Annotated in this window: 27 protein-coding genes; 26 read left to right on the top strand and 1 reads right to left on the bottom strand. The window is 50.2% G+C overall.

Annotation, left to right across the window (positions count from 1 at the left end; all coding sequences use genetic code 11):
* From ABXS75_19080 to ABXS75_18955, 26 genes are all read left to right on the top strand, one after another.
* On the top strand, positions 1 to 282 hold the full coding sequence (locus ABXS75_19080; GenBank protein ID XCP85100.1) for a VRR-NUC domain-containing protein: 282 nt from the start codon (positions 1 to 3) through the stop codon (positions 280 to 282).
* Positions 263 to 1,633 carry a DEAD/DEAH box helicase gene (locus tag ABXS75_19075; protein ID XCP85099.1) on the top strand — a complete coding sequence of 457 codons (1,371 nt, stop codon included), beginning with the start codon at positions 263 to 265 and terminating at the stop codon, positions 1,631 to 1,633. The genes ABXS75_19080 and ABXS75_19075 overlap by 20 nt, the downstream gene beginning before the upstream one ends.
* Entirely contained in the window at positions 1,623 to 1,871 is a 249-nt protein-coding gene (locus tag ABXS75_19070; protein ID XCP85098.1) for a hypothetical protein, read from the top strand. Before ABXS75_19075 ends, ABXS75_19070 begins: the two co-directional genes overlap by 11 nt.
* Positions 1,872 to 1,920: 49 nt before the next feature.
* Positions 1,921 to 2,352 (top strand): DUF1492 domain-containing protein, encoded by a 432-nt coding sequence (locus ABXS75_19065; protein ID XCP85097.1) that lies wholly within the window; start codon positions 1,921 to 1,923, stop codon positions 2,350 to 2,352.
* Positions 2,353 to 2,469: 117 nt separating this feature from the next.
* The gene (locus ABXS75_19060) at positions 2,470 to 2,838 is read left to right on the top strand and encodes an HNH endonuclease signature motif containing protein (GenBank protein ID XCP85096.1); all 369 of its coding nucleotides are present in this window, start codon (positions 2,470 to 2,472) and stop codon (positions 2,836 to 2,838) included.
* Between the two features lie 120 nt (positions 2,839 to 2,958).
* Positions 2,959 to 3,495 (top strand): P27 family phage terminase small subunit, encoded by a 537-nt coding sequence (locus ABXS75_19055; protein XCP85095.1) that lies wholly within the window; start codon positions 2,959 to 2,961, stop codon positions 3,493 to 3,495.
* Positions 3,496 to 3,505: 10 nt separating this feature from the next.
* A complete protein-coding gene (locus ABXS75_19050) occupies positions 3,506 to 3,943 on the top strand; it encodes a ParB N-terminal domain-containing protein (protein ID XCP85094.1) in 438 nt (145 codons plus the stop codon).
* Positions 3,940 to 4,431: a ParB N-terminal domain-containing protein gene (locus tag ABXS75_19045; protein ID XCP85093.1), complete on the top strand. Its 492-nt coding sequence runs from the start codon at positions 3,940 to 3,942 to the stop codon at positions 4,429 to 4,431. The genes ABXS75_19050 and ABXS75_19045 overlap by 4 nt, the downstream gene beginning before the upstream one ends.
* Positions 4,382 to 5,497: a DNA (cytosine-5-)-methyltransferase gene (gene dcm / locus ABXS75_19040; GenBank protein XCP85092.1), complete on the top strand. Its 1,116-nt coding sequence runs from the start codon at positions 4,382 to 4,384 to the stop codon at positions 5,495 to 5,497. Before ABXS75_19045 ends, dcm begins: the two co-directional genes overlap by 50 nt.
* Positions 5,475 to 7,076 (top strand): terminase TerL endonuclease subunit, encoded by a 1,602-nt coding sequence (locus ABXS75_19035; GenBank protein ID XCP87199.1) that lies wholly within the window; start codon positions 5,475 to 5,477, stop codon positions 7,074 to 7,076. Before dcm ends, ABXS75_19035 begins: the two co-directional genes overlap by 23 nt.
* Positions 7,077 to 7,093: 17 nt before the next feature.
* Positions 7,094 to 8,437, top strand: coding sequence for a phage portal protein (locus ABXS75_19030; GenBank protein XCP85091.1), 1,344 nt, complete (start codon positions 7,094 to 7,096; stop codon positions 8,435 to 8,437).
* Between the two features lie 7 nt (positions 8,438 to 8,444).
* Entirely contained in the window at positions 8,445 to 9,251 is an 807-nt protein-coding gene (locus ABXS75_19025; protein ID XCP85090.1) for a head maturation protease, ClpP-related, read from the top strand.
* 15 nt (positions 9,252 to 9,266) lie between these two features.
* Positions 9,267 to 10,451, top strand: a complete 1,185-nt coding sequence (locus tag ABXS75_19020; GenBank protein XCP85089.1) for a phage major capsid protein — start codon at positions 9,267 to 9,269, stop codon at positions 10,449 to 10,451.
* Positions 10,452 to 10,623: 172 nt separating this feature from the next.
* Positions 10,624 to 10,899: a head-tail connector protein gene (locus ABXS75_19015; GenBank protein XCP85088.1), complete on the top strand. Its 276-nt coding sequence runs from the start codon at positions 10,624 to 10,626 to the stop codon at positions 10,897 to 10,899.
* The gene (locus tag ABXS75_19010) at positions 10,899 to 11,240 is read left to right on the top strand and encodes a phage head closure protein (GenBank protein XCP85087.1); all 342 of its coding nucleotides are present in this window, start codon (positions 10,899 to 10,901) and stop codon (positions 11,238 to 11,240) included. Before ABXS75_19015 ends, ABXS75_19010 begins: the two co-directional genes overlap by 1 nt.
* Positions 11,240 to 11,623, top strand: a complete 384-nt coding sequence (locus ABXS75_19005; protein ID XCP85086.1) for an HK97 gp10 family phage protein — start codon at positions 11,240 to 11,242, stop codon at positions 11,621 to 11,623. Before ABXS75_19010 ends, ABXS75_19005 begins: the two co-directional genes overlap by 1 nt.
* Before the next feature lies 1 nt (position 11,624).
* On the top strand, positions 11,625 to 11,942 hold the full coding sequence (locus ABXS75_19000) for a hypothetical protein (protein XCP85085.1): 318 nt from the start codon (positions 11,625 to 11,627) through the stop codon (positions 11,940 to 11,942).
* An 18-nt stretch (positions 11,943 to 11,960) separates the two neighbouring features.
* Entirely contained in the window at positions 11,961 to 12,557 is a 597-nt protein-coding gene (locus tag ABXS75_18995) for a major tail protein (protein ID XCP85084.1), read from the top strand.
* Positions 12,558 to 12,635: 78 nt separating this feature from the next.
* Positions 12,636 to 13,004 carry a hypothetical protein gene (locus ABXS75_18990; protein XCP85083.1) on the top strand — a complete coding sequence of 123 codons (369 nt, stop codon included), beginning with the start codon at positions 12,636 to 12,638 and terminating at the stop codon, positions 13,002 to 13,004.
* Positions 12,961 to 13,182 (top strand): hypothetical protein, encoded by a 222-nt coding sequence (locus tag ABXS75_18985; protein XCP87215.1) that lies wholly within the window; start codon positions 12,961 to 12,963, stop codon positions 13,180 to 13,182. The genes ABXS75_18990 and ABXS75_18985 overlap by 44 nt, the downstream gene beginning before the upstream one ends.
* Before the next feature lie 19 nt (positions 13,183 to 13,201).
* Positions 13,202 to 16,027, top strand: coding sequence for a phage tail tape measure protein (locus tag ABXS75_18980; GenBank protein XCP85082.1), 2,826 nt, complete (start codon positions 13,202 to 13,204; stop codon positions 16,025 to 16,027).
* Position 16,028: 1 nt separating this feature from the next.
* Positions 16,029 to 16,391, top strand: coding sequence for a hypothetical protein (locus tag ABXS75_18975; protein XCP85081.1), 363 nt, complete (start codon positions 16,029 to 16,031; stop codon positions 16,389 to 16,391).
* An 11-nt stretch (positions 16,392 to 16,402) separates the two neighbouring features.
* Positions 16,403 to 18,253: a hypothetical protein gene (locus ABXS75_18970; GenBank protein ID XCP85080.1), complete on the top strand. Its 1,851-nt coding sequence runs from the start codon at positions 16,403 to 16,405 to the stop codon at positions 18,251 to 18,253.
* Position 18,254: 1 nt separating this feature from the next.
* Positions 18,255 to 19,661, top strand: coding sequence for a hypothetical protein (locus ABXS75_18965; protein ID XCP85079.1), 1,407 nt, complete (start codon positions 18,255 to 18,257; stop codon positions 19,659 to 19,661).
* Positions 19,662 to 19,742: 81 nt separating this feature from the next.
* The gene (locus ABXS75_18960; GenBank protein ID XCP85078.1) at positions 19,743 to 20,174 is read left to right on the top strand and encodes a phage holin family protein; all 432 of its coding nucleotides are present in this window, start codon (positions 19,743 to 19,745) and stop codon (positions 20,172 to 20,174) included.
* Positions 20,174 to 21,670 carry a glucosaminidase domain-containing protein gene (locus ABXS75_18955; GenBank protein ID XCP85077.1) on the top strand — a complete coding sequence of 499 codons (1,497 nt, stop codon included), beginning with the start codon at positions 20,174 to 20,176 and terminating at the stop codon, positions 21,668 to 21,670. The genes ABXS75_18960 and ABXS75_18955 overlap by 1 nt, the downstream gene beginning before the upstream one ends.
* Positions 21,671 to 21,714: 44 nt before the next feature.
* Here the strand turns inward: ABXS75_18955 and ABXS75_18950 are convergent, their stop codons facing one another.
* On the bottom strand, positions 21,715 to 22,596 hold the full coding sequence (locus tag ABXS75_18950; protein XCP85076.1) for a LysR family transcriptional regulator: 882 nt from the start codon (positions 22,594 to 22,596) through the stop codon (positions 21,715 to 21,717).
* Positions 22,597 to 22,694 lie beyond the last annotated feature (98 nt).

Here is a 22,694-nt window from a genome sequence, read left to right as displayed (position 1 = left end):
ATGAGAGAAAAAACAGTCGAGCAGAAACTTGTGAGGGCAGTAAAGGCAGCAGGCGGCATCTGTCCGAAGTGGGTAGCACCCGGATTCGATGGGATGCCTGACCGGATCGTGCTTTTGCCGGATGGGAGGTTGGGATTTGTGGAAGTAAAGGCTCCAGGGAAGAAGGCGAGGCCATTGCAGAGGTCAAGACATGAGCTGCTGAGGTCGTTAGGGTTCAAGGTCTATGTGCTGGATAAGCCGGAGCAGATTGGAGGGATCATTGATGAGATACGAACCACATGATTATCAGGTCTATGCGGCGGAATATATCAAGCAGCATGATGTGGCGGCGGTGCTTCTGGAATGCGGGCTTGGGAAGACTTCCATTACGCTGACCGCGATAAATGACCTGATGTTTGACAGCTTCGAGATCCATAAGGTGCTTGTGATAGCACCGATCAGGGTAGCGAAAATGAGCTGGCCGGATGAGATCGAAAAATGGGATCACCTGCATGGACTGAGATACAGCGTGGCGGTTGGGACTGAGGCTGAGAGGATAAAGGCGCTGAAAGAAGACGCGGATATTTATCTGATCAACAGGGAGAACGTCCAGTGGCTGATCGAGAAGAGCGGCCTGCCTTTTGACTACGATATGGTGGTCGTGGATGAGCTGTCATCCTTCAAGAACTGGCAGGCGAAGAGGTTCAAGGCGCTGATGAAGGTAAGACCGAAGGTGAAGAGAGTCGTGGGACTGACCGGAACACCTTCTTCCAACGGACTGATGGATCTGTTTGCGGAATATAAGGTCCTGGACATTGGGCAAAGGCTTGGAAGGTTTATCGGGCAGTACCGAAATGCTTATTTCAAGCCGGATAAGACGAACGGCCATATTGTTTACAGTTATAAGCTCCTTCCGGGTGCTGAGGATGCGATCTATGCCAGGATTTCGGATATCACGATATCCATGAAGTCAGCGGATCATCTGATAATGCCGGAACTGGTCAATTCGAGGTACACGGTGCATCTGGATAAAAAGGAACTGCTGAAATATGTGAGGATGAAACAGGACCTACTTCTGAAACTGCCTAAAGGGGAAGTGACGGCTGCAAATGCGGCGGCTCTTTCCGGAAAGCTTGTACAGATGGCAAACGGAGCGGTCTATTCCGATGATGGCGATTATGAGAAGATCCATGACCGGAAACTGGACGCCCTTGAAGATATCATCGAGGCGGCGAATGGGAAACCGGTGCTTGTGGCTTACTGGTTCAGGCATGACCTGGAACGGATAGAGGGAAGGCTTGCGGAATTGAAAATGGATTTCTGCAGGTTGGACAAGGACATAAATATCCGCAGATGGAATAAAGGAAGCGTTCCTGTCGGCCTGATACATCCTGCATCAGCCGGTCATGGCTTAAACCTTCAGAGCGGCGGCAATATGCTTGTGTGGTTTGGGCTTACATGGAGCCTGGAACTGTATCAGCAGACTGTGGCGAGGTTATGGAGGCAAGGTCAGAAGAATACAGTGTCCGTTATCCATATCATTGCGGCGAAAACCATTGATGAGCAGATCATGAGGGCGTTGGAAACAAAAGACCATACACAGAGGGCACTGATTGATGCCGTGAAAGCAGAGGTGGTGATTGATGGCAGCTAAGAAAAATATGCCGGAGGATCCTTACGAGAGGTTTGCTAACGCAATTGTTATCCAGGCAGCTGAGGATTATCGTGCGGCACTTAAGCGGATCAAGCGCAATCCCAAGAACCGGGACGCGGTTGATGAAGCCCTGCAGATAGAGCGGTTCTTCCGTTCGGGGTGGTATCAGATCCTTACATCCGTGGATGGTGAGTATATGATAAGGCGTCTGCAGGAGGAAATAAGGCAATCAGAGTAAATCAGAGTCAATCCGAGGGAAACAAATAAATTTCTATCGGAGGTAGCTTATGAACAGACAGCAGACAGCGGCCAAGAATTATCTAATGAGGGCATACCGGGTGGATCAGCGGATCGAGAATAAACTGGAGCAGATACAGCAGCTGAATGATCTGGCAACCAAGGCAACGGTGACATATACTGATATGCCGGGAAGTCCGAACAGGAATATCCACAGTCTGGAGGATGTCATCGTGAAGATCATTGATATCAAGACGGAGATCCACGCGGATATGCTGGAACTGGTAGATCTGAAGAAGGAGATTATGGATTCCATCAAAAAGGTGGAGGATCCGGAGCTTCAGCTGATACTGGAACTGCGGTATATGTCCTATATGGGATGGGAGAAGATCGCCGGGGAACTTGGATATGGCATTGATAATGTTTTCAAGCTTCACCGGAAAGCACTTGATTTTGTTGAGGTTCCTGAAACTTTACAGTAAAATTCAGAGAATTACAGTATGCCTTTGTGTTATTGTTAAGATGGCAAAAATGAAGGATGAGGAAGCCGTTGCGGAGAAATCTGTGGCGGCTTTTTCTATGGGAAAGTAGGTGGACAGATGCCGAGAAAACCTAAGAAGCCTTGTGCTTATCCGGGCTGTCCGAATCTGACGGAAGGAAGATACTGTCCGGAACATCAGAGCAAGGTGAACAGCAACTATGAGAAGTATGGGCGTGATCCCAGGACAAAGAAGCGTTACGGAAGAGCGTGGAAAAGGATCCGCGATAAGTATGTCATGGAGCATCCCTTTTGTGAGCTGTGCTTCCAGTGTGGGGTTATCGTGGAGACTGAGGAAGTCCATCATAAGCTTCCGCTGAGTGAAGGTGGCACGCACGACAGGAGCAATCTGATCGCGCTGTGCAAGTCGTGTCACTCACGGATTCATGCTGAGCGTGGAGACCGCTGGGGGAACCACGCGCATGAGTGAGCCGAGGGGCGGTGAAAATCCCCACGCGCATATTCTCCAGGGAACGGCGCGGGGGTCACACGCACAAAAACAAGAAATCAAACGGGGTATTACCCCGGCAGGGAATTGAGGTGAAGGAAAATGGCCAAAGACGGGACTATGCGCGGCGGCGCAAGGGTTGGTTCCGGCAGGAAATCCAAAGCCCTGACGGAAAAGATCGACAGCGGGCTTTCGGCAACGGTCATTGACCCTCCGGAGCCTGCGGAGATAAACGGCGAGGATGTGCCGCCGGTGAAAGACTTTTTAAAAGCTGCTCAGAAGAGCGGCGTTGACCTGTGCGCGGAGGATGTGTTCAAAAGCACATTCCTCTGGCTGAAGGAAAGGGGCTGTGACCGGCTGGTGAACACGCAGCTGATTGAACAGTATGCGATGTCGGTATCCAGATGGGTACAGTGCGAGACCTGCATATCGGAATACGGATTTCTGGCAAAGCATCCGACTACGGGTGCGGCGATCACTTCTCCGTATGTGACGATGAGCCAGAATTACCTGAAACAGGTGAATCAGTGCTGGTATCAGATCTATCAGATCGTGAAGGAAAACTGCTCCGTGGAGTACGGTGGTGCGAATCCGCATGATGACTTGATGGAGCACCTGCTTTCGGCAAGGAAGAAATAGGAGGGGTTCAATGAAATATGTGAAGAAAAAGCTGTCAGAACTGAAGCCTTATGAGAACAATCCGAGGATCAATGACGAGGCGGTGGACGATGTTGTGGAGAGCATTAAGCAGTGTTCTTACATCGCACCGATCATTATTGATGAGGATGGCGTGATCCTGGCAGGGCATACAAGGTATAAATCACTGAAGAAGCTGGGATATAAGGAGTGTGAGGTTGTTGTCGCATCCGATCTGACAGAGGAACAGAAAAAGAAATACCGTCTGTATGACAACAAGACGGCAGAGATGGCTTCCTGGGATCAGAAGAAGCTGAGTGCGGAGCTGTGTGATGTGGATTTTCAGGGATATGATTTCGGACAGCCTGAGACTGCGCTGCCGGATGAATCCGAAGAGACCGGTCCTAAGAGGATGACCTGTCCATGCTGCGGGGAGGTGTTCGAGGTATGAAGCTGGAAAGACTGAAACTATCGGAGATCACTCCGTATGAGAATAATCCACGCAAAAACGATGATGCGGTGAATGCGGTTGCGGAGAGCATCCGCCAGTGTTCCTATATCACGCCGATCATTGTGGATGAGGATCATGTGATCATAGCGGGCCATACCAGATATAAGGCTCTTATGGCTCTGGGTGAAGAGTCTGCGGAATGCCTGATCTGTGACGGCCTGACAGAAGAACAGAAAAAGAAATACAGGTTTCTGGATAACAAAACCGGCGAAAAGGCAACTTGGGACCTGATGAAGTTGGAAGTCGAACTGGAAGGACTTGATCTGGAAGGGTTCGACTTTTTTGGTATGGCGGAAGACCTGCCTGTGGATGGCGCCGGCGGCGGTTCTGACAAGGAATTGACCGGAACCACGGAATTTGATGCGGAGGTATTTGGGGATGAAGAGTTCAAATATGAATGCCCGAACTGCGGTTTCCGGTTCAACTGAGTTTCCGTGGAAGTGGAGCCTTGCTGATCTGGAGAAGAGACCGAAGCATGGACATACCGTGTTCTCCTGCTTCTCCTGCGGCGGCGGTTCCTCAATGGGATATAAGCTGGCGGGGTTTGATGTCATGGGGAACTGCGAGATCGATCCGGACATGATGAAGGTCTATAAGCAGAATAATCATCCGAAGCACAGTTTTCTTATGGATATCAGGGATTTCCTGAAGCTGCCGGATGAGAAGATACCGGAGGAACTTTTCCATCTGGATGTGCTGGACGGTTCGCCGCCCTGCTCTGTGTTTTCTACGGCGGGAGTCAGGGAAGAAGGCTGGAATACGGAAAAGGTGTTCCGGGAGGGACAGGCGAAGCAGAGGTTAGATGATCTGTTCCTCTATTTCATTGCGATAGCGAAGAGGCTGCAGCCGAAGGTTGTGATTGCGGAGAATGTGAAGGGAATCATTATTGGAAATGCGAAGGGCTGGGTCAACCAGATCGTGAAGGGATTTGGTGATGCCGGGTATGTGGTGCAGATTTTTCTGTTCAATGCGGCGAGGATGGGCGTGCCTCAGAAAAGAGAGCGCGTCTTTTTCATAGCGCATAGGAAGGATCTGGCTTATCCGAAACTTTCTATGGAGTTTCATTCCAAGCTGATCCCGTTCAAGGATGTCCGGGAGCCTTATGGCAAGGCGATGGATGAGAACAGTATGCAGGCAAAGCTCCTGAAGTACAGGATTCCTTCTGACCGGTGCATAGCGGATATCAATGAGAGGGTTCGGAAGGTCAAGAACAACGGCTTTTCGACACCGATTAACAGGGATGATGAGCCGATCCAGACGATCGTTGCCGGGAGCAGTTTATACCGGATGTGTGACGGTCTGCTTATGACGGACAGGGACATTATCAACTGCCAGACCTTTCCGCAGGATTATGACTTCATGGATCAGAGCGTCCAGTATATCTGCGGAATGAGCGTGCCGCCTGTGATGATGGCGAAGATCTCCGAGCAGGTGTACCGGCAGTGGCTGAAGGGAAGTGATGCGGATGAAGATGCGGAAGCTGAAGAGATATAAGCCGACAAAGTTCAAGGCGAAGGATTCCGTCTATGACAAAGAGGCGGCGGATTTCGCAGTCAGCTTTATCGAATGTCTGTGTCATACGAAGGGAACCTGGGCTGGGAAGCCTTTTGAACTGATTGACTGGCAGGAGCAGATTATCCGGGATGTGTTCGGGACAATGAAGCCGAATGGATACCGTCAGTTCAACACGGCATATATCGAGATCCCTAAGAAGCAGGGCAAGTCGGAACTTGCTGCGGCGGTTGCGCTTTTGCTCTGTTGTGGAGATGGAGAGGAAAGAGCTGAGGTTTATGGCTGTGCTGCTGACCGGCAGCAGGCTTCCATTGTTTTTGAAGTTGCGGCGGATATGGTTAGGATGTGTCCTGCTCTGAATAAGAGGGTGAAGATACTGGCTTCGCAGAAACGAATCATTTTCCAGCCGACAAACAGCTTTTATCAGGTGCTGTCTGCGGAAGCGTACAGCAAGCATGGCTTCAATATCCACGGCGTGGTTTTTGATGAGCTGCATACTCAGCCGAATAGGAAATTATTCGATGTCATGACGAAGGGTTCTGGGGATGCCAGGATGCAGCCTTTGTATTTCCTGATTACAACTGCTGGGACGGATACAAACAGCATCTGTTATGAGACGCATCAGAAGGCGAAGGACATTCTGGAAGGCCGGAAGATTGATCCGACTTTTTATCCGGTGATCTATGGCGCAGATGAAGCGGATGACTGGACGGATCCGAAGGTCTGGAAGAAGGCGAATCCTTCTTTGGATATCACGGTGGGTATCGACAAGGTAAAGGCGGCCTGTGAATCGGCAAAGCAGAATCCGGGGGAAGAAAACTCCTTCAGACAGTTGAGACTGAACCAGTGGGTGAAGCAGGCTGTCAGATGGATGCCGATGGAGAAATGGGATGCTTGCAGTTTTCCGGTGGATGTGGATGAGCTGGAAGGGCGTGTCTGTTATGGAGGCCTGGATTTGTCGAGTACGACTGACCTGACAGCTTTTGCCCTGGTATTTCCACCGGTGGATGAAGATGATAGGTATATCGTGCTTCCGTATTTCTGGGTTCCGGAGGAAACGTTGGATTTAAGGGTGAAGCGAGACCATGTTCCTTATGATGTGTGGGAGCGGAAGGGCTTTCTGGAAACAACGGAAGGGAATGTGGTACATTACGGATATATTGAGAAGTTCATTGAGCGGCTTGGAGAGAGGTTTTACATCCGGGAGATCGCATACGACAGATGGGGAGCAACGCAATTATCGCAGGATTTGGAAGGTATGGGATTTACAGTGGTTCCGTTTGGGCAGGGTTTTGCTTCCATGTCGCCTCCTACGAAGGAATTGATGAGGTTGGTTCTGGAGCAAAGAATAGCCCATGGCGGTCATCCGGTTCTCAGATGGAACATGGACAATATTTTCATCCGGACGGATCCGGCAGGAAACATCAAGGCGGATAAAGCGAAGTCCACGGAGAAGATTGACGGGGCTATCGCAATGATCATGGCGCTGGACAGGGCGATCCGGTGCGGCAATGAAAAGGAAGAATCGGTTTATGATACAAGAGGATTATTGGTCTTTTGAGATAGGAGGTAACGGTGATGGGAATACTGAGCGGTTTATTTCGGAGCAGGGATAAGCCCACGGACAGGACGGCGGGGAGCAGCTACAGCTTCTTTTTAGGGGCGAGTTCATCCGGCAAGTATGTGACAGAGCGGTCTGCGATGCAGATGACGGCGGTGTACTGCTGCGTGAGGATCCTGTCGGAGGCGGTGGCGAGCCTGCCATTACAATTTTACAGATATACCGACGATGGCGGTAAGGAAAAGGCGGTGGAACATCCGCTTTATTTTTTGCTCCACGATGAGCCGAATCCGGAAATGACTTCCTTTATCTTCCGGGAGACTTTGATGACGCATTTGCTCCTATGGGGCAATGCATACAGTCAGATCATCAGGAACGGCAAGGGCGAAGTTGTGGCTCTGTATCCGCTGATGCCGGATCGGATGAAGGTGGACCGAGATGATCCCGGAAGGCTCTATTACGAATACACCGTTTATGATGCGGACGATGTTGACGGAAGGAAGGGCACGGACAGAGTTGGAAGAACCGTAAGGCTTCAGCCTCATGATGTGTTGCACATTCCAGGGTTAGGCTTTGACGGTTTGGTTGGATATTCACCGATTGCGATGGCGAAGAATGCAATAGGGCTTGCGATTGCTACAGAGGAATACGGAAGTAAGTTCTTTGCAAACGGCGCGGCTCCATCTGGGGTGCTGGAACATCCGGGTACGATCAAGGATCCTTCCAGGGTTCGTGAGAGCTGGCAGGCGACATTTGGAGGTTCCGGCAATGCAAACAAGATCGCTGTTTTGGAAGAGGGGATGAAGTACACGCCTATCAGCATCAGTCCGGAGCAGGCTCAGTTCCTGGAGACAAGGAAATTCCAGATTGATGAGATTGCGAGGATTTTCCGTGTGCCGCCTCATATGATCGGGGATTTGGAGAAGTCCAGCTTCAATAACATTGAGCAGCAGTCGCTGGAATTTGTGAAGTATACGCTGGATCCCTGGGTGAGCCGGTGGGAGCAGGCAATGGTGAGAGCCTTGCTGACCAAGGAGGAAAAAAGGAAGTTTTTCTTCAAGTTCAATGTGGACGGGCTTCTGCGTGGTGACTACCAGAGCAGGATGAACGGTTATGCGACAGCCAGACAGAACGGCTGGATGTCTGCAAATGATATCAGGGAACTGGAGAATCTGGACAGGATACCGGCGGAGGAAGGCGGCGATCTGTACCTGATCAATGGAAATATGACGAAGCTGAAGGATGCCGGGATATTTGCGGCGGACGGCGGTGCTGATGAAACGGAGAGTGCAGGCAGTGAGCCCGGACAGGAAGGTGAATCGGAGCAGCTGCTGAGAAGGCGAAGATGGGAAGGAGGATAAACGTCTTATGAAGAAGTTTTGGAACTGGAAGAGCAGAAAGATCAGAGACCAGGCTTCAAACGAAGAGGGAACTGAGAGGGTGCTTTTCCTGAATGGAACGATAGCGGAAGAGAGCTGGTTTGACGATGATGTCACACCGGCTCTTTTTAGAGATGAGCTGAATGCCGGGAAGGGAGATATCACGGTCTGGATCAACAGTCCGGGCGGCGACTGTGTGGCTGCTGCTCAGATCTACAACATGCTGATGGATTATAAGGGCGATGTCACGGTGAAGATTGATGGCATTGCGGCATCGGCGGCAAGCGTGATTGCTATGGCAGGGACGAAGGTTCTGATGAGTCCTGTGAGTATGATGATGATCCATAATCCGGCGACTATCGCTTTTGGCGATACGGCCAAGATGCAGAAGGCGATCAACATGCTGGCTGAGGTGAAGGAATCCATCATGAATGCCTATGAGATCAAGACCGGCATGAGCAGGACGAAGATCTCACATCTGATGGATGCGGAGACCTGGATGGATGCGCACAAGGCGGTGGAGCTGGGGTTTGCAGATGATGTACTGCAGAGGGCAGATGCATCTGAGGCAGATGATCTGGATGCGCCGGAGGTGTCGATGCTCTATTCCAGGGCGGCGGTGACCAATTCGCTGATGGATAAGATTTCTGCGAAGTGCAGGATCAAGGCTCCAAGCGGCGGTGGTCTGGAAGACGGCTGCACCGGTGCAGCTGAGGTAACTGAAAACAATTCTGGTGACGGGCGTTCCGCTGATGAGATCAGGGAGCGCTTAAATTTTATCAAGAAATTCATTTAATGGAGGATATGACCTATGACTATCAATGAAATGATTCAGAAGAGAGCGAAGGTGTGGGAGACCGCGAAGAACTTTGTGGATACCCACGAGAATGAGAACGGCATTCTGTCTGCGGAGGATAACGCGACTTACAGCCGAATGGAGCAGGAGATTGAAGACCTTACTGCGGCTATCGACAGAGAGCAGAGGGCGGAAGCGCGTGAGGCTGAGCTTAGCAGGGCAGTGAATCAGCCGCTGACCGGAAGACCGGTCCAGAAGGTCGAGGAAAAGACCGGCAGGGCATCCAATGCCTACAGGGAGGATTTTGGGGCGCATCTGCGCGGCAGGAGACTTGTCCACAACGTGCTTTCCGAGGGCGTGCAGGCAGACGGCGGTTATCTTGTGCCGGAAGAGTTCGAGCGTCAGATTGTGACCGGTCTGGATGAGGCGAACGTGGTGCGTTCCCTTGCAAAGGTGATCACCACCAGCGCTGAGAGAAAGATCCCGGTTGCGGCTGCTCATTCCGCTGCCCAGTGGACGGCTGAGAATGCGGCTTATACCGAGAGCAATCCGACCTTCGACCAGAAGACCATTGATGCTTTCAAGCTGACTGACCTTGTGAAGGTTTCCATCGAGCTTCTACAGGATTCTGCATTTGACCTTGAATCCTATATCGCCGGTGAGTTTGCAAGGGCTTTCGGTATTGCGGAAGAGCAGGCTTTCTGTGTCGGTACCGGCACCAATCAGCCTGCCGGTATCTTTACAGCAAACGGCGGTACTGTTGGTGTGACTGCGGCTGCGGCGGCTGCAATTACGGCGGATGAGCTGATCAGCCTTGTCTATGCGCTTAAGAGCCCTTATCGCAGGAATGCCAGGTTCCTCATGAACGATGCAACGATCTCTGCGATCCGTAAGCTGAAGGATAATAACGGTGCTTATCTCTGGCAGCCTTCCCTTCAGGCAGGACAGCCTGACAGACTGCTTGGATATGAGCTCCATACCAGTCCTTATGTTCCTACGATGGCGGCAGGGGCGCTCACGGTTGCATTCGGTGATTTCAAGAATTACTGGATCGCTGACAGGGCGGGCAGAACCGTACAGAGACTGAATGAGCTCTACAGCACCAATGGCCAGGTTGGCTTTGTTGCGACTGAGCGTGTGGACGGCAAGGTGATCCTTCCTGAGGGTATCCAGCTTCTGAAGATGAAGTCCGGATCCTGATCATAGGAAGTAATGAAAACGGCGGCAGTGCAGATGATTGTACTGTCGCCGTAATAGGATCCCCACGAAGCCTGCTTCGTGGGGAGAGGACGAGCAGCGGAATGAACGAGCTTTTGAGCTTGCGAAGAAGCGAGCGATATGGAGCTTGTGAGGACGAGTGAGGTGATTTCAGATGATCGTAACTGTGGAAGAGATGAAGAATTACCTGAGGGTTGATTTCGAGGATGATGATTCACTGATTGAGAATCTTATAACAGCTGCTAAAAAGCAGTGCATGGATATCCTGCGGACGGACGATGAGTCGGATCTGACTGCGGCTCAGAACGGAAAGATTGCTGTGATGTTTACAGTGGCTTATCTGTATGAGCATAGGGAAGAGGCTGACCATCATGCAATGGATCTGACGCTCCGGGCTTTGCTGTTTGGCAGCCGGAAGGAGGGATTCTGATGGATATGGCGGCTTTGAGATCGAAGGTAACATTCCAGAAGAATGAGACCGTGACGGATAAGTACGGAAACCACAAGAATGCATGGACTGATTACTATACCTGCTTTGCCACCATTGGCGGCGAGGGAAAGGCGAGTTCCAAGGAAGAACAGGCTGCCGGTACTACGGTTGAGGATTTCTCCATGACGGTATCGGTCCGGTATTGCCGGAAGTCAGCCGCGATTGATTCCACGCATTACCGAGTGATGTTCATGGGTGAGATCTACAACATTGTGAACATTGACCATATGAATTTTAAGAAGAAGTCATTGAAGTTCACCTGCAGGAAGGAGCGGCGCTGATGGCACAGACAATTAGGATCGAACAGCTGGCGGATACTGTGATGAAGGGCATGGAGGATTACGCGAAGCTTGCGGCAGATGACCTGAAGAAGGATGTCCAGAAAGCCGGGAAGATGGTGAAGCAGCAGATTGAAAGCACGGCTCCGAAGAAGACAGGGAAGTATTCCAAGAGCTGGGCGGTGAAGAAGACCAGGGAAACGTCCGATTCCATTCAGATCGTGGTGCATTCCAAGCGGTATCAGCTGACACACCTTTTGGAGTTTGGCCATGCGAAGCGAGGTGGCGGAAGGACAAGGGCTTTTCCGCATATCGCACCGGCAGAGCAGGCAGGCATCGAGCAGCTGACGAGGGATATCGAGCGTGACCTGCAGAAAGGCGGTTAGCATGACACATGAAGAGGTGATGCAGATGCTGTCGGAGACGGGGATTCCTTTTGCGTATGACCATTTCGCAGAGGGGGAGAGTCCTGATCCGCCGTTCATCTGCTTTTTATTTCCGGGTTCGGAGAATTTTTCGGCGGACAATGTTGTGTACGCTGAGTTTTCCAACCTGAGCATTGAACTTTATACTGATGAGAAGGATCCGGAGCTGGAGGACAGGCTGGAGGCAGTCCTGAATGCCCATGAGCTTTTCTGGAACAAATCGGAGGTATGGATTGAAACTGAAAAATTATACGAAGTGCTGTACACAATGAGCGTATAGCGGAAAGAGAGGTTTATTATGCCGAGTACGACAAACAAGGTGAAGTTCGGCCTTAAGAACTGCCATTACGCGAAGGCTACCCTTGATCCGGATACCAATACCGTGACCTTTGGTACGCCTGTAGCGATTCCCGGAGCTGTCAATCTGTCGATGGATCCGGAGGGTGACAATGAGCCGTTCTATGCGGATGACATGGTTTATTACATGACTTCTGCGAATAACGGTTATTCCGGTGATCTGGAGATTGCGCTGCTTCCGGACAGCTTTCGTAAGGATATTCTGAAGGAGACAGAGGATGCAAACGGTGTTCTGGTAGAGGATGCAACGGTGGAGACGGAGCGTTTTGCCCTGCTTTTCGAGTTCTCCGGGGACAAGAAAAAGATCAGACACTGCCTGTATTACTGCAGTGCGGCAAGACCGACCATCGAAGGCAAGACTACGGAGGATTCCAAGGAAGTACAGACGGAATCCCTGGAGATCACGGCTTCCCCGCTTCCGGGCGGCGTTGTGAAGGTGAAGACCGGAGCAAGTACCAAGGATGAGGTTTATAACGGATGGTATCAGAGCGTGTATGAGTCTCCGGCTCCTGAGAGCAGCGGGGAAGGACAGGGTTAAGGTTTGGGACATGGGCTAAAGCGGAGTGCTTCGCATTCCGCTATGCTTTGCCCATTTCTATGATTGGAGGAAAGTGAAATGGCACTTACAAAGACAGTGAATATTGATGGCAAGGATGTGACATTCAGGGCATCGGCAGCCATTCCAAGAATATACAGAAACAGATTCCACAGGGATATCTATAAGGATCTCCATGATCTGCAGAAGAGTATCGACCAGGAAGATCCGGAGGCTTCAGCACTGGATACTTTTTCGCTGGAGCTATTTGAGGATATCAGCTATATCATGGCGAAGCATGCTAATCCTCAGAGCGTTCCTGATACGCCGGATGAGTGGCTTGACCAGTTCGGGACATTTTCCATTTATCAGGTGCTTCCGGAGATCATTGAGCTCTGGGGTCTGAATGTGCAGACGCAGGTGGAGAGTAAAAAAACTTCGACCGACTGACCGGGAAATGACAACGCCGCTCCTGCTCCTGAGATGTGTGCAATTAGGCATTCATATCAGTGAGCTGGAGCAGCTGACCATTGGGACGGTCAACGACATGTACACGGAAATGAATAATGATGAGAACAGGGAGGCTTACAGCACTCTGGCATCTCAGGAGGATATGGATCGATTCTAAAGGGAAGGAGACTTAACGAATGGCTGGACGGATTCAGGGGATTACCGTTGAGATCGGCGGTGATACTACTAAACTACAGACTGCCTTAAAGGGCGTAAATACAGAGATCAGAAATACCCAGAGCCAGCTGCGTGATGTAGATAAACTCCTGAAACTTGATCCGGGTAATACGGAACTGCTTGCACAGAAGCACAGGCTTCTGGGAGATGCCGTCAAGGAAACGAAGGAAAAGCTGGAGACCTTAAAGACAGCGGCGGAACAGGCAGAGCAGGCACTGAAGGAAGGTGCGATCACACAGGATCAGTATGACGGCCTGCAGCGCGAGATTGCAGAGACGGAAGCAAAGCTTAAATCTTTGGAGGAACAGGCGAACCAGTCTGCGACGGCTCTTCAGAGTATTGCCGCAAAGGGTGAGAAGCTGAAGGCAGTCGGAGATAATGTTACGAATGTCGGAAAGAAGTTCCTTCCAGTGACAGGAGGTGTGACAGCCTTGGGCACGGCGGCGGTGAAAACTGCCGCTGATTTTGACTCTGCCATGAGTAAGGTGGCGGCGGTATCAGGGGCAACGGGCTCTGATTTTGATGCCCTGAGAGAGAAAGCCCGTGAGATGGGGGCAAAGACAAAGTTTTCTGCTTCTGAGGCAGCGGAAGCCATGAACTATATGGCGATGGCAGGCTGGAAGACGGAGGATATGCTTTCCGGCATTGAGGGAGTTATGAACCTGGCGGCTGCTTCCGGTGAGGATCTGGCGACTACTTCCGATATCGTGACGGATGCCTTGACAGCGTTTGGCCTGACGGCTGCGGATTCCGGGCATTTCGCGGATGTGCTTGCGGCGGCATCGAGTAATGCAAACACGAATGTCTCCATGATGGGTGAGACCTTCAAGTACTGTGCGCCTATTGCCGGTTCCTTGGGATTCTCTGTGGAGGATACGGCTGAGGCTATCGGCTTGATGGCAAATGCCGGTATCAAGAGCACCCAGGCAGGTACTTCGTTAAGAACCATCATGACGAACCTGTCCGGGGATGTGAAGATCTGCGGTGCCAATATCGGAGAGGTTACGGTAGCCACTACTAATGCGGATGGTTCCATGAGGGAACTGTCGGGTATCCTGGCTGACTGCAGAACGGCATTTTCGGGCTTGTCTGAATCGGAGAAGGCGGCAGCGGCTGAATCTCTGGTAGGAAAGAATGCGATGTCCGGATTCCTGGCACTGATGAATGCCGGGGAAGGGGATATCAATAAGCTTTCAAGTGCGATTGCAAACTGTGACGGTAAGGCTGAGGGCATGGCGGACACCATGCAGGATAACCTTGCCGGTCAGCTTCAGATATTGAAGTCACAGCTGGAAGAGCTGGCGATTTCCTTTGGTGACCTTCTGATGCCTGCGATCAGAAGCATTGTCGGATGGATCCAGAAGTTTGTGGACTGGCTTAATTCGATGGATGAGGGTACCAGAAAAGTGATCGTGACGGTTGCCCTGGTGGCGGCTGCGATCGGTCCGGTGCTGATCATTGTGGGAAAAGTAATCTCTGCAGTCGGTACAATCATGACGATTATTCCGAAGCTGGCAGGGGTAATTAAGGTTGTCCAGGGAGCGTTTGCAGCACTGAATGCCACGATGCTTGCCAATCCCATTGTGCTTATTATTGCTGCGATTGCGGCGCTGGTTGCGGCTTTCATTTATCTTTGGAATAACTGTGAAGAGTTCCGGCAGTTCTGGATTGATCTGTGGGAAGGCATCAAGGAGATTGCCATTGCCGTATGGGAAGCATTGAAGGTATTCTTTAAGGCGGCGTGGGAAGCAATCAAGACCACGGCCACAACGGTTTGGAATGCAATAAAGGATTTCTTTACCGGGTTGTGGGAGGGAATCAAGAGTATCTTCACAACATTGGTCAATGCAATCAGTACGTTCTTGACTACAGCATGGAACACGATCAAGAATACCGTGATGACCGTGTGGAATGCAATAAAGACGTTTTTCACCACGATCTGGAACGGCATCAAGTCGGTTATCATGACTGTAGTGAACGCAATTTCTACCTTCCTGAGTACGGCTTGGAATGGGATTAAGACCGCGATCACTACGGTGCTGAATGCAATCAAATCTGTGGTGACAACGGTTTGGAATGGGATCAAATCGACCATTACCACGATCGTGAATGCCATAAAGAATGCAGTCACAACGGCTTGGAATAATATCAAGTCAGCGGTATCGAATGCGGCCAATGCCATAAAGAATGCGGTTTCCAATGCGTTCAATGCGATGCTGAACGGCATCAAGAATGTCTGCGGAAACATCTATGGGGCTGTGAAGAGTGGGTTTGATAAGGCAATCAATTTCGTGAAGAACCTGGCATCAGAGGCCTTTAAGTGGGGTGCTGATTTCATAGGCGGTATCGTGAACGGTATTAAGTCCATGATCGGGAAGGTCGGGGATGCAGTATCATCGGTGGCTGATAAAATCAGGTCGTTCCTGCATTTCTCCGTACCGGATGAAGGTCCCCTGACGGATTATGAAAGCTGGATGCCGGACTTTATCGGCGGTCTGGCCAAGGGTATTGAGAAAAGCCGTGGCATGATTGAGAATGCTATGAATGGCGTGACTTCTGATTTGACCATTACTCCAAGGGTGATGGCAGCTCAGGGTGGTTATTCCGGAGGCGGTGCGTCCAATACGGATCTGATCTCCGGTATCAATACGGCACTGAATACGGCTCTGGCTGGTGGTGGTTCTGCCGGGGATATCGTGATACCGGTTTATATCGGTGGTGACATGATCGATGAGATTGTGGTAACGGCTCAGCAGAGAATGAATCTAAGAAGTGGAGGCAGGTAAAATGGCACATTTGCAGTACCTTATTTTCAATAATGAGAATATTCCGATGCCTGCCTCTTATTCCATCGGGCTTTCCGATGTGGAGGCGGACAGCGGTGGCGTGACGGAGGCAGGGACTACCCAGCGGGATGTCGTCCGGGAGGGCATCGTGGAAATCAGCGTGAGTTTCCATGTGTCGAAGATGTGGTTGATGAAGCTGTCCGCATACAAGAAGCTGGCGAAGATCACGGTAGGATACCTGGACACGGAGACCATGAACACCGTGAATACGGAGATGTATATTGACGGTTTCAAAAGCAAGCTGGCGGCGGATACTTCCTATGGAGGGCTGTGGGAGGTGTCGTTTACGTTGAAGGAGTTTTAAGGAGGACGTTTATGTATCCAGTGAGCAATGCCTTCCTTAATGCTGTGAAGGCAAATACAAGAAAATATTACTGGACGGGCAGGATCACGACAAAAGCCGGGAATGTCTATGACTTTGACCGGAATGACATCGTCAAGGGGAGTGGATATATCACTAGTCAGTGCTGCGGTTCCACGGAGATCGAGCTGGGGACTGTGTATGCTGCGGAGCTGGGGATTTCCCTTTTCTCTGAGATCGACCGGTACACGCTGGAAGATGCGATCATTACATTGACTTATCATCTCCAGGTCGAGGGCGGAAGCTATGAAGAGGTTCCAATGGGAGTCTTCGAGGTGTCGGAGGCAAACAGGAGGGCGAAGTGTCTGGAAATCAAGGCATATGACTATATGCTTCGGTTTGAAAAGAACTTCAATGGTTTTGAGACCATAGGCACAGGCTTTGATTTTGTAAATCTATGCTGCACGGCGTGTCATGTGGAAATGGCGCAGGATCAGGCGTTTTATGAATCGCTTCCGAACGGTGCGGAGAACCTGTCCATCTATTCGGATAATGATATCGAGACCTACAGGGATGTGCTCTATTATGTGGGGCAGGTGCTGGGAGGTTTCTTTGTGATAAACAGGGCAGGACAGCTGGAGCTTCGCAAGTATGGGAATACGCCAGTGCTGATGGTGGAGAGAAGGCATAGGTTCACATCCAGTTTTTCGGATTTCATCACCAGATATACAGCGGTGAGCTCCACGAACCTGAGAACGCAGATTGCAGAGTATTATGCACTGGATCCGGATAACGGGCTGACCATGAATTTAGGGGTGAACCCGCTTCTGCAGTTTGGTCTGGATGAGACAAGGCATGAGCTGATCACGAATATCCTGAATGACATTGCGATTGTGAATTATGTGCCCTTCGAATCGGATACAATAGGAAATCCGGCGCTTGATCTGGGAGACGTGCTTCAGTTCACGGGTGGTCAGGCAGATTCTGCAAAGATGTCTGTGGTCACTTCCATGAGCTGTAAGATCGGCGGCAGGATGAGCCTGAAGGGCGTTGGTAAGAATCCAAGGCTTGCTAGGGCGAAGAGTAAGAACGATAAGAACATCTCCGGGCTCCTGAATCAGATTGAGGCAGGAAAGATAGGAATCCATACCTTTACCAATGCATCAGTCTTTACGGTGAATGATACGGATGTGAAGATTATCAGCATCCAGTTTGCCTCTTCAGAAGAGAATCATGCCCAGTTCTTTGGACAGATTATCATCGACGCCGTGGCGGCTGCAGTGAATCGGTCTGCAACGGTATACGGAAATGTGGTGATTCCATCGGTGAAGGTCAATTCTGCTGAAGCGGATCCGGAAGCTGAGAGTACGGTTATAGGAATAACAGCAGAACAGGCAGTGGAGGTGGAGCTGCCGGTGTCCTGGACAGAGGATGGACAGGCAATTGCGTATGTGACCTTTGAGCTGAATGATGAAATCGTGGAGATCCATCATCCGATGGAGACCTGGCATTCCGGGAAGCATACGATGCTTTTGTATTACCCGATTGAGCGGATCATCCCGAATTACACGAATACCTTTAATGTGTATCTCAGGATGGATAGCGGGTCCGCTTCCATTGATGTGGGCGGGATCATTGCTTCTATCAGCGGCCAGTCGATGGCAGCAGGCGACGCATGGGATGGAACGATCAATCTTTCAGACAGCATTACAAGGCTTAAGTTCGGTGGAAATTTAAGAACAAAAGCATTGACGGATGTGATGAACATGGAATACCGGATTGTGCATAATGAAGCACTTTCGGAAGTATTAGCCGGACGGACTGGCATTGGAGCCTTTGCCCGTCCTTTTATATTGGAGGGATGATATGAGCAAGAGATTAAAAGGTACCATGACGCTGGTTCTGACGGATGCTGCCAGTGGTGAGGTGGTGGAGAGCCTTACGGAAGAAAATATGATCACGAATGCGGCGAATGAGATTCTGGGTACCAACCCGATGGGAATCTTCTATAACACATTTACGGAATATCCCGGCTTCATCTGGAACGATAACCTGCTTCCCATCTGCCCTAATATGATCGGAGGGCTTCTCCTGTTTCCGAAAACTTTGACAGAGGATGCGGCAAATATTTATCCGATGTCAGATAACCTTCCGGGTGCGTATGCATCCAATAATGTCAATTCAACCGCAAATGCCGCAAGGGGGAGTCTGAACCTGACGGAAAGCAAGGCGTTGGATAACGGCTATCGTTTCGTCTGGGAGTTTACGCCTTCACAGGGAAACGGCGCAATCGCTGCAGTAGCCCTGACTTCCGCAAAGGGCGGACTGAATGTTTATGGAAGCAGCGTGGGGGATAACACTCCATTTCTGGAGATCGGTAAGCTTGATCTGGGAAATGTTTCACTGGCAAAGCAGCTTCCTCTGTTTCAGGCCGTGGAGATTGATTTTGAAAATGAGATCATGTATTCCATTTCATTTGATACTTCTTCCGCGATCGTTAAGAAGATGAGGTTTCCGATTTTCTCTGTTGGATTAAACGAGAGGCTGAATGGAGCCGACTATACGGTGTTGGAAGAGACAGCGCTGGCCTGTTTAACTTTTAAATTTCTGGGGAGTTACACATTGTATGGGGACTTCCTGGACGGGCATGACGGATACTGGTACGGATTCTCAAATGAAGGAAACTCATCGGGAAGTGCCACCATGTTGTGGATCAAGATAAAAAAGTCTGATTATAGCTTTACGGAAGGCTCTTGGACACTGGCAAATGCAAAACTGCAGCCGATAGGAAGTTTTGGGGCGGATAATTATCCTGAGCGGAAGACGAGGGGCGTTATCCGTAACGGGTATCTGTATTTGCCGGCGTATGACAAAAAGGGAATTTACAAGATTAATCTCAGCAATTCTACGGATGTGACTTTGATCGCTTTCGGCTTCACTTCGGGATTAAAACCGTTGGGTGGTTCCGGGTCATCGGAGAATTATCTGGTAATAGTTGGAGACCTGATCATAGGCAGTGATTTCCAGGTGACGATCAACGATGAGGTCATAAAGACATCCGGAAGTACGAGATTCGAAGAAATCGGCACGCCGCTATTCCAGTACAGGGAGTTCCTGTTCGCATGGGCAAGCAGCTACGGAAATGAGTATATGATGTGCTATATGCTGATGCCTTATATGGTCAGTATCAACAATCTCTCTTCGGCGGTTGTAAAGACCACGGAGATGACGATGAAGATCACGTATGAACTGACAGAAGAGACGGCAACATAAAGGCTTTTTGCAGCTTAATAATTGTTCTCAAGGGATGGCTTTGGCTGTCCCTATTTTAATGCAATGAAGGAGGGATTTGTGATGAAAGAGTTTTGGAATGTGATTCAGGCGGTTTTTGCCGCGGTCGGAGGATGGCTTGGGTATTTCCTTGGAGGCTGTGACGGGCTTTTGTATGCGCTTCTGGCTTTCGTGGTACTGGATTATATCACCGGCATCATGTGTGCGGTGGTGGATAAGAAGCTTTCGTCTGCCGTGGGCTTCAAGGGTATCTGCAGGAAGGTGTTGATCTTTGCGCTGGTAGGCATCGGGCATCTGCTGGACACACAGGTGATCGGCAGCGGAAGCGTGCTGAGGACGGCGGTGATCTTCTTTTATATCTCCAATGAGGGATTGTCGCTGGTGGAGAATGCGGCGTACTTAGGACTTCCAATTCCGAGTAAGCTTCATAAGGTTCTGGAGCAGCTTCATGACCGGAGCGAGGAGGAAGAGGATAAAAAGGAAGGTGAGGAATAATGGCATATACAAACAGTTCTATGGTGGTTTATACGAAGCTCAGCCCGAATCATTCCGGGCAGAGGACACATGCGATTGACCGGATCACGCCTCACTGTGTGGTGGGGCAGTGTACGGCTGAGGGGCTTGGGGAATGGTTTGAAAAGACCGGCACACAGGCATCCAGCAATTACGGTATCGACAGGGATGGGCGTGTCGGGATGTATGTGGAAGAGAAGAACCGGTCATGGTGCTCTTCCAGCAATGCCAATGATCAGAGGGCGATCACAATCGAGTGTGCTTCCGATACCACGGAGCCTTATGCTTTCCGGGATGTGGTGTACAAGAGCCTGATCGAGCTCTGCATCGATATCTGCAAGAGGAATGGTAAGAATAAGCTGATCTGGTTCGGGGATAAGGATAAGACGCTGAATTATTCTCCGAAGAGCGGGGAGATGATTCTGACGGTTCACAGGTGGTTTGCTAATAAATCCTGTCCGGGGAACTGGATGTATGCGAGGATGGGCGATCTGGCTGAGAAGGTGACGAAGGCACTGCAGGAATTTTCTGATTCTGATGTTGGATCTGCTTCCAAGGGGATGCAGGCATCTGTCCTGAAGGATCTGTCTGAGGCGGATGCAATCAAGAAGGTCGGTGCTTTGTTTACGGCTGACCAGAAGAAGAGCGGCATTCTGGCATCGGTATCACTAGCTCAGTTCATTCTGGAATCCGGGTATGGAAAGAGTGAGCTTGCACAGAATGCCAATAATCTCTTCGGGATGAAGTGCGGCCTGTCCGGGAATACATGGAGCGGATCCAGCTGGGACGGCAAGAACAAGTACACGAAGAAGACGCAGGAACAGAATCCTGACGGCAGCATGGTTACGATTACGGCTGACTTTAGGAAATATCCTTGCTTTGAGGATTCGATTGCTGACCATTCCGCTTATCTGCTTGGTGCGATGAATGGGAAGAAGCAGAGATATGGAGGGCTGAAGGGCTGTACTGATTATAAGAAGGCTGTGCAGATCATCAAGGATGGCGGGTATGCCACAAGTCTGACCTATGTGGAGAAGCTTTGCTCCATTATTGAGAAGTGGAAGCTGACGGAGTATGATGTAAAGGATTCCGGCGGTGGCGAAGTGATCCGGTGGTTCCGTGTAAGGAAGAACTGGGCGGATGCAAAGAGCCAGAAGGGGGCTTATAAGATTCTGGATAATGCGAAGAAGTGTGCTGATCAGAATCCGGGGTATAGTGTGTTTGATGCGGACGGTAAGGTTGTTTATGAGCCGAAGGCAGCAGAGCCGGCGGTGAAGGTACCGTTCTTGGTGAAGGTCAGCATTAAGGATCTGAATATCAGGTCGGGACCGGGAACGGATTACGGAAGAGTGCAGTTCTGCCCGGTCGGTGTCTATACAATCGTGGAAGTCCGGAGCGGTAAAGGCAGCTCTGCAGGTTGGGGACGGCTGAAGAGCGGGATCGGATGGATATCGCTGGATTTCGTCCGTAAGATATAGGAATGACGGCTGGTGGAGCTTTTGGTGGCTCTGCCAGCCTTTTTTTATTGCTGCAATAGAGTCTGCCTGATTTGATTCATAAATCTTTCTGCTATCGGCGAGAAGGTCTGGTATCTTTTCCAGATGAGATACAGATTGGTTTCAAGTTTCGGTGTCAGCGGGCGGAATACAAGTCCGCTGTCCGCAGAAGTATCCACAAGTTTATCAAAGGTCAGGAGATACCCGAGATGTTCTTTGGCAAAAAGTGATGCGTTGTATGAAAGGCGGAAGGAGCCTTCCAAATGCAGCTGGTCCATCTTGTCTTTAGCCCAACTGGGAACATCCTTTTCCCATCCCTGCCCGGAACAGAATAAGGGTAATCCAATAAGGTCATCCACACGAATAGCCTTTTTCTTCGCAAGCAGTGAATCGGATGGCATAACAACTCCCCAGATGTCAGCTTCAGGAAATACCAGGGATTCATATTTTGATGCATCCGGAATCTCTGCAAGAACTGCGAAGTCAAGGAGACCTTTATCCAATTTTTCAGCTACCTGCTCTGTATCTCCGCTTGTGATATGGTATCTGAGTCCGGGGTATCTTTTCTTAAATTCATTGATCTCCCTGGCAAGAATTCTGATCTGATAGGATTCTGCCAGTCCGAAATAAAGATCTCCGCCGGTAACATCATTGAGGGATATAAATTCTTTTTCTATCTTATCTGCCATACCGACAAGGTCTTCCGCGCGATTTCTGAGCAGGATGCCTTCGTCAGTAAGACTTATGCTGAAAGAATGACGGGTAAAGAGCTTTTTTCCAAGTTCATCCTCCAGGGACTTCAGCTGTTTTGAAAGGGTAGGCTGTGTGATATGCAGCAGTTCGGCGGCTCTGGTCATGTTTTCCTCTCTTGCTACGGCAAGAAAGTATCTGAGGGTTCGTATTTCCATAAGCATCTAACTCCAATTCATCATTGTTGCGATATGCCGAATAGGAATATCACGATATTCATTATAACCATTAGCGAGGCGAATGGCAAGATGTTAAA

It is taken from the genome of Roseburia hominis (genome assembly GCA_040702975.1).
Classification (GTDB): Bacteria; Bacillota; Clostridia; order Lachnospirales; family Lachnospiraceae; genus Allocoprococcus; species Allocoprococcus hominis_A.
This window is presented reverse-complemented; position numbering and strand designations above follow the sequence as displayed.

Bases quoted from the DNA above. Each gene is read 5' to 3' on its own strand.
- ABXS75_19080 (XCP85100.1), top strand. From the start codon at position 1: ATGAGAGAAAAAACAGTCGAGCAGAAACTTGTGAGGGCAGTAAAGGCA.
- ABXS75_19075 (XCP85099.1), top strand. From the start codon at position 263: ATGAGATACGAACCACATGATTATCAGGTCTATGCGGCGGAATATATC.
- ABXS75_19070 (XCP85098.1), top strand. From the start codon at position 1,623: ATGGCAGCTAAGAAAAATATGCCGGAGGATCCTTACGAGAGGTTTGCT.
- ABXS75_19065 (XCP85097.1), top strand. From the start codon at position 1,921: ATGAACAGACAGCAGACAGCGGCCAAGAATTATCTAATGAGGGCATAC.
- ABXS75_19060 (XCP85096.1), top strand. From the start codon at position 2,470: ATGCCGAGAAAACCTAAGAAGCCTTGTGCTTATCCGGGCTGTCCGAAT.
- ABXS75_19055 (XCP85095.1), top strand. From the start codon at position 2,959: ATGGCCAAAGACGGGACTATGCGCGGCGGCGCAAGGGTTGGTTCCGGC.
- ABXS75_19050 (XCP85094.1), top strand. From the start codon at position 3,506: ATGAAATATGTGAAGAAAAAGCTGTCAGAACTGAAGCCTTATGAGAAC.
- ABXS75_19045 (XCP85093.1), top strand. From the start codon at position 3,940: ATGAAGCTGGAAAGACTGAAACTATCGGAGATCACTCCGTATGAGAAT.
- dcm (XCP85092.1), top strand. From the start codon at position 4,382: ATGAAGAGTTCAAATATGAATGCCCGAACTGCGGTTTCCGGTTCAACT.
- ABXS75_19035 (XCP87199.1), top strand. From the start codon at position 5,475: ATGCGGAAGCTGAAGAGATATAAGCCGACAAAGTTCAAGGCGAAGGAT.
- ABXS75_19030 (XCP85091.1), top strand. From the start codon at position 7,094: ATGGGAATACTGAGCGGTTTATTTCGGAGCAGGGATAAGCCCACGGAC.
- ABXS75_19025 (XCP85090.1), top strand. From the start codon at position 8,445: ATGAAGAAGTTTTGGAACTGGAAGAGCAGAAAGATCAGAGACCAGGCT.
- ABXS75_19020 (XCP85089.1), top strand. From the start codon at position 9,267: ATGACTATCAATGAAATGATTCAGAAGAGAGCGAAGGTGTGGGAGACC.
- ABXS75_19015 (XCP85088.1), top strand. From the start codon at position 10,624: ATGATCGTAACTGTGGAAGAGATGAAGAATTACCTGAGGGTTGATTTC.
- ABXS75_19010 (XCP85087.1), top strand. From the start codon at position 10,899: ATGGATATGGCGGCTTTGAGATCGAAGGTAACATTCCAGAAGAATGAG.
- ABXS75_19005 (XCP85086.1), top strand. From the start codon at position 11,240: ATGGCACAGACAATTAGGATCGAACAGCTGGCGGATACTGTGATGAAG.
- ABXS75_19000 (XCP85085.1), top strand. From the start codon at position 11,625: ATGACACATGAAGAGGTGATGCAGATGCTGTCGGAGACGGGGATTCCT.
- ABXS75_18995 (XCP85084.1), top strand. From the start codon at position 11,961: ATGCCGAGTACGACAAACAAGGTGAAGTTCGGCCTTAAGAACTGCCAT.
- ABXS75_18990 (XCP85083.1), top strand. From the start codon at position 12,636: ATGGCACTTACAAAGACAGTGAATATTGATGGCAAGGATGTGACATTC.
- ABXS75_18985 (XCP87215.1), top strand. From the start codon at position 12,961: ATGTGCAGACGCAGGTGGAGAGTAAAAAAACTTCGACCGACTGACCGG.
- ABXS75_18980 (XCP85082.1), top strand. From the start codon at position 13,202: ATGGCTGGACGGATTCAGGGGATTACCGTTGAGATCGGCGGTGATACT.
- ABXS75_18975 (XCP85081.1), top strand. From the start codon at position 16,029: ATGGCACATTTGCAGTACCTTATTTTCAATAATGAGAATATTCCGATG.
- ABXS75_18970 (XCP85080.1), top strand. From the start codon at position 16,403: ATGTATCCAGTGAGCAATGCCTTCCTTAATGCTGTGAAGGCAAATACA.
- ABXS75_18965 (XCP85079.1), top strand. From the start codon at position 18,255: ATGAGCAAGAGATTAAAAGGTACCATGACGCTGGTTCTGACGGATGCT.
- ABXS75_18960 (XCP85078.1), top strand. From the start codon at position 19,743: ATGAAAGAGTTTTGGAATGTGATTCAGGCGGTTTTTGCCGCGGTCGGA.
- ABXS75_18955 (XCP85077.1), top strand. From the start codon at position 20,174: ATGGCATATACAAACAGTTCTATGGTGGTTTATACGAAGCTCAGCCCG.
- ABXS75_18950 (XCP85076.1), bottom strand. From the start codon at position 22,596: ATGGAAATACGAACCCTCAGATACTTTCTTGCCGTAGCAAGAGAGGAA.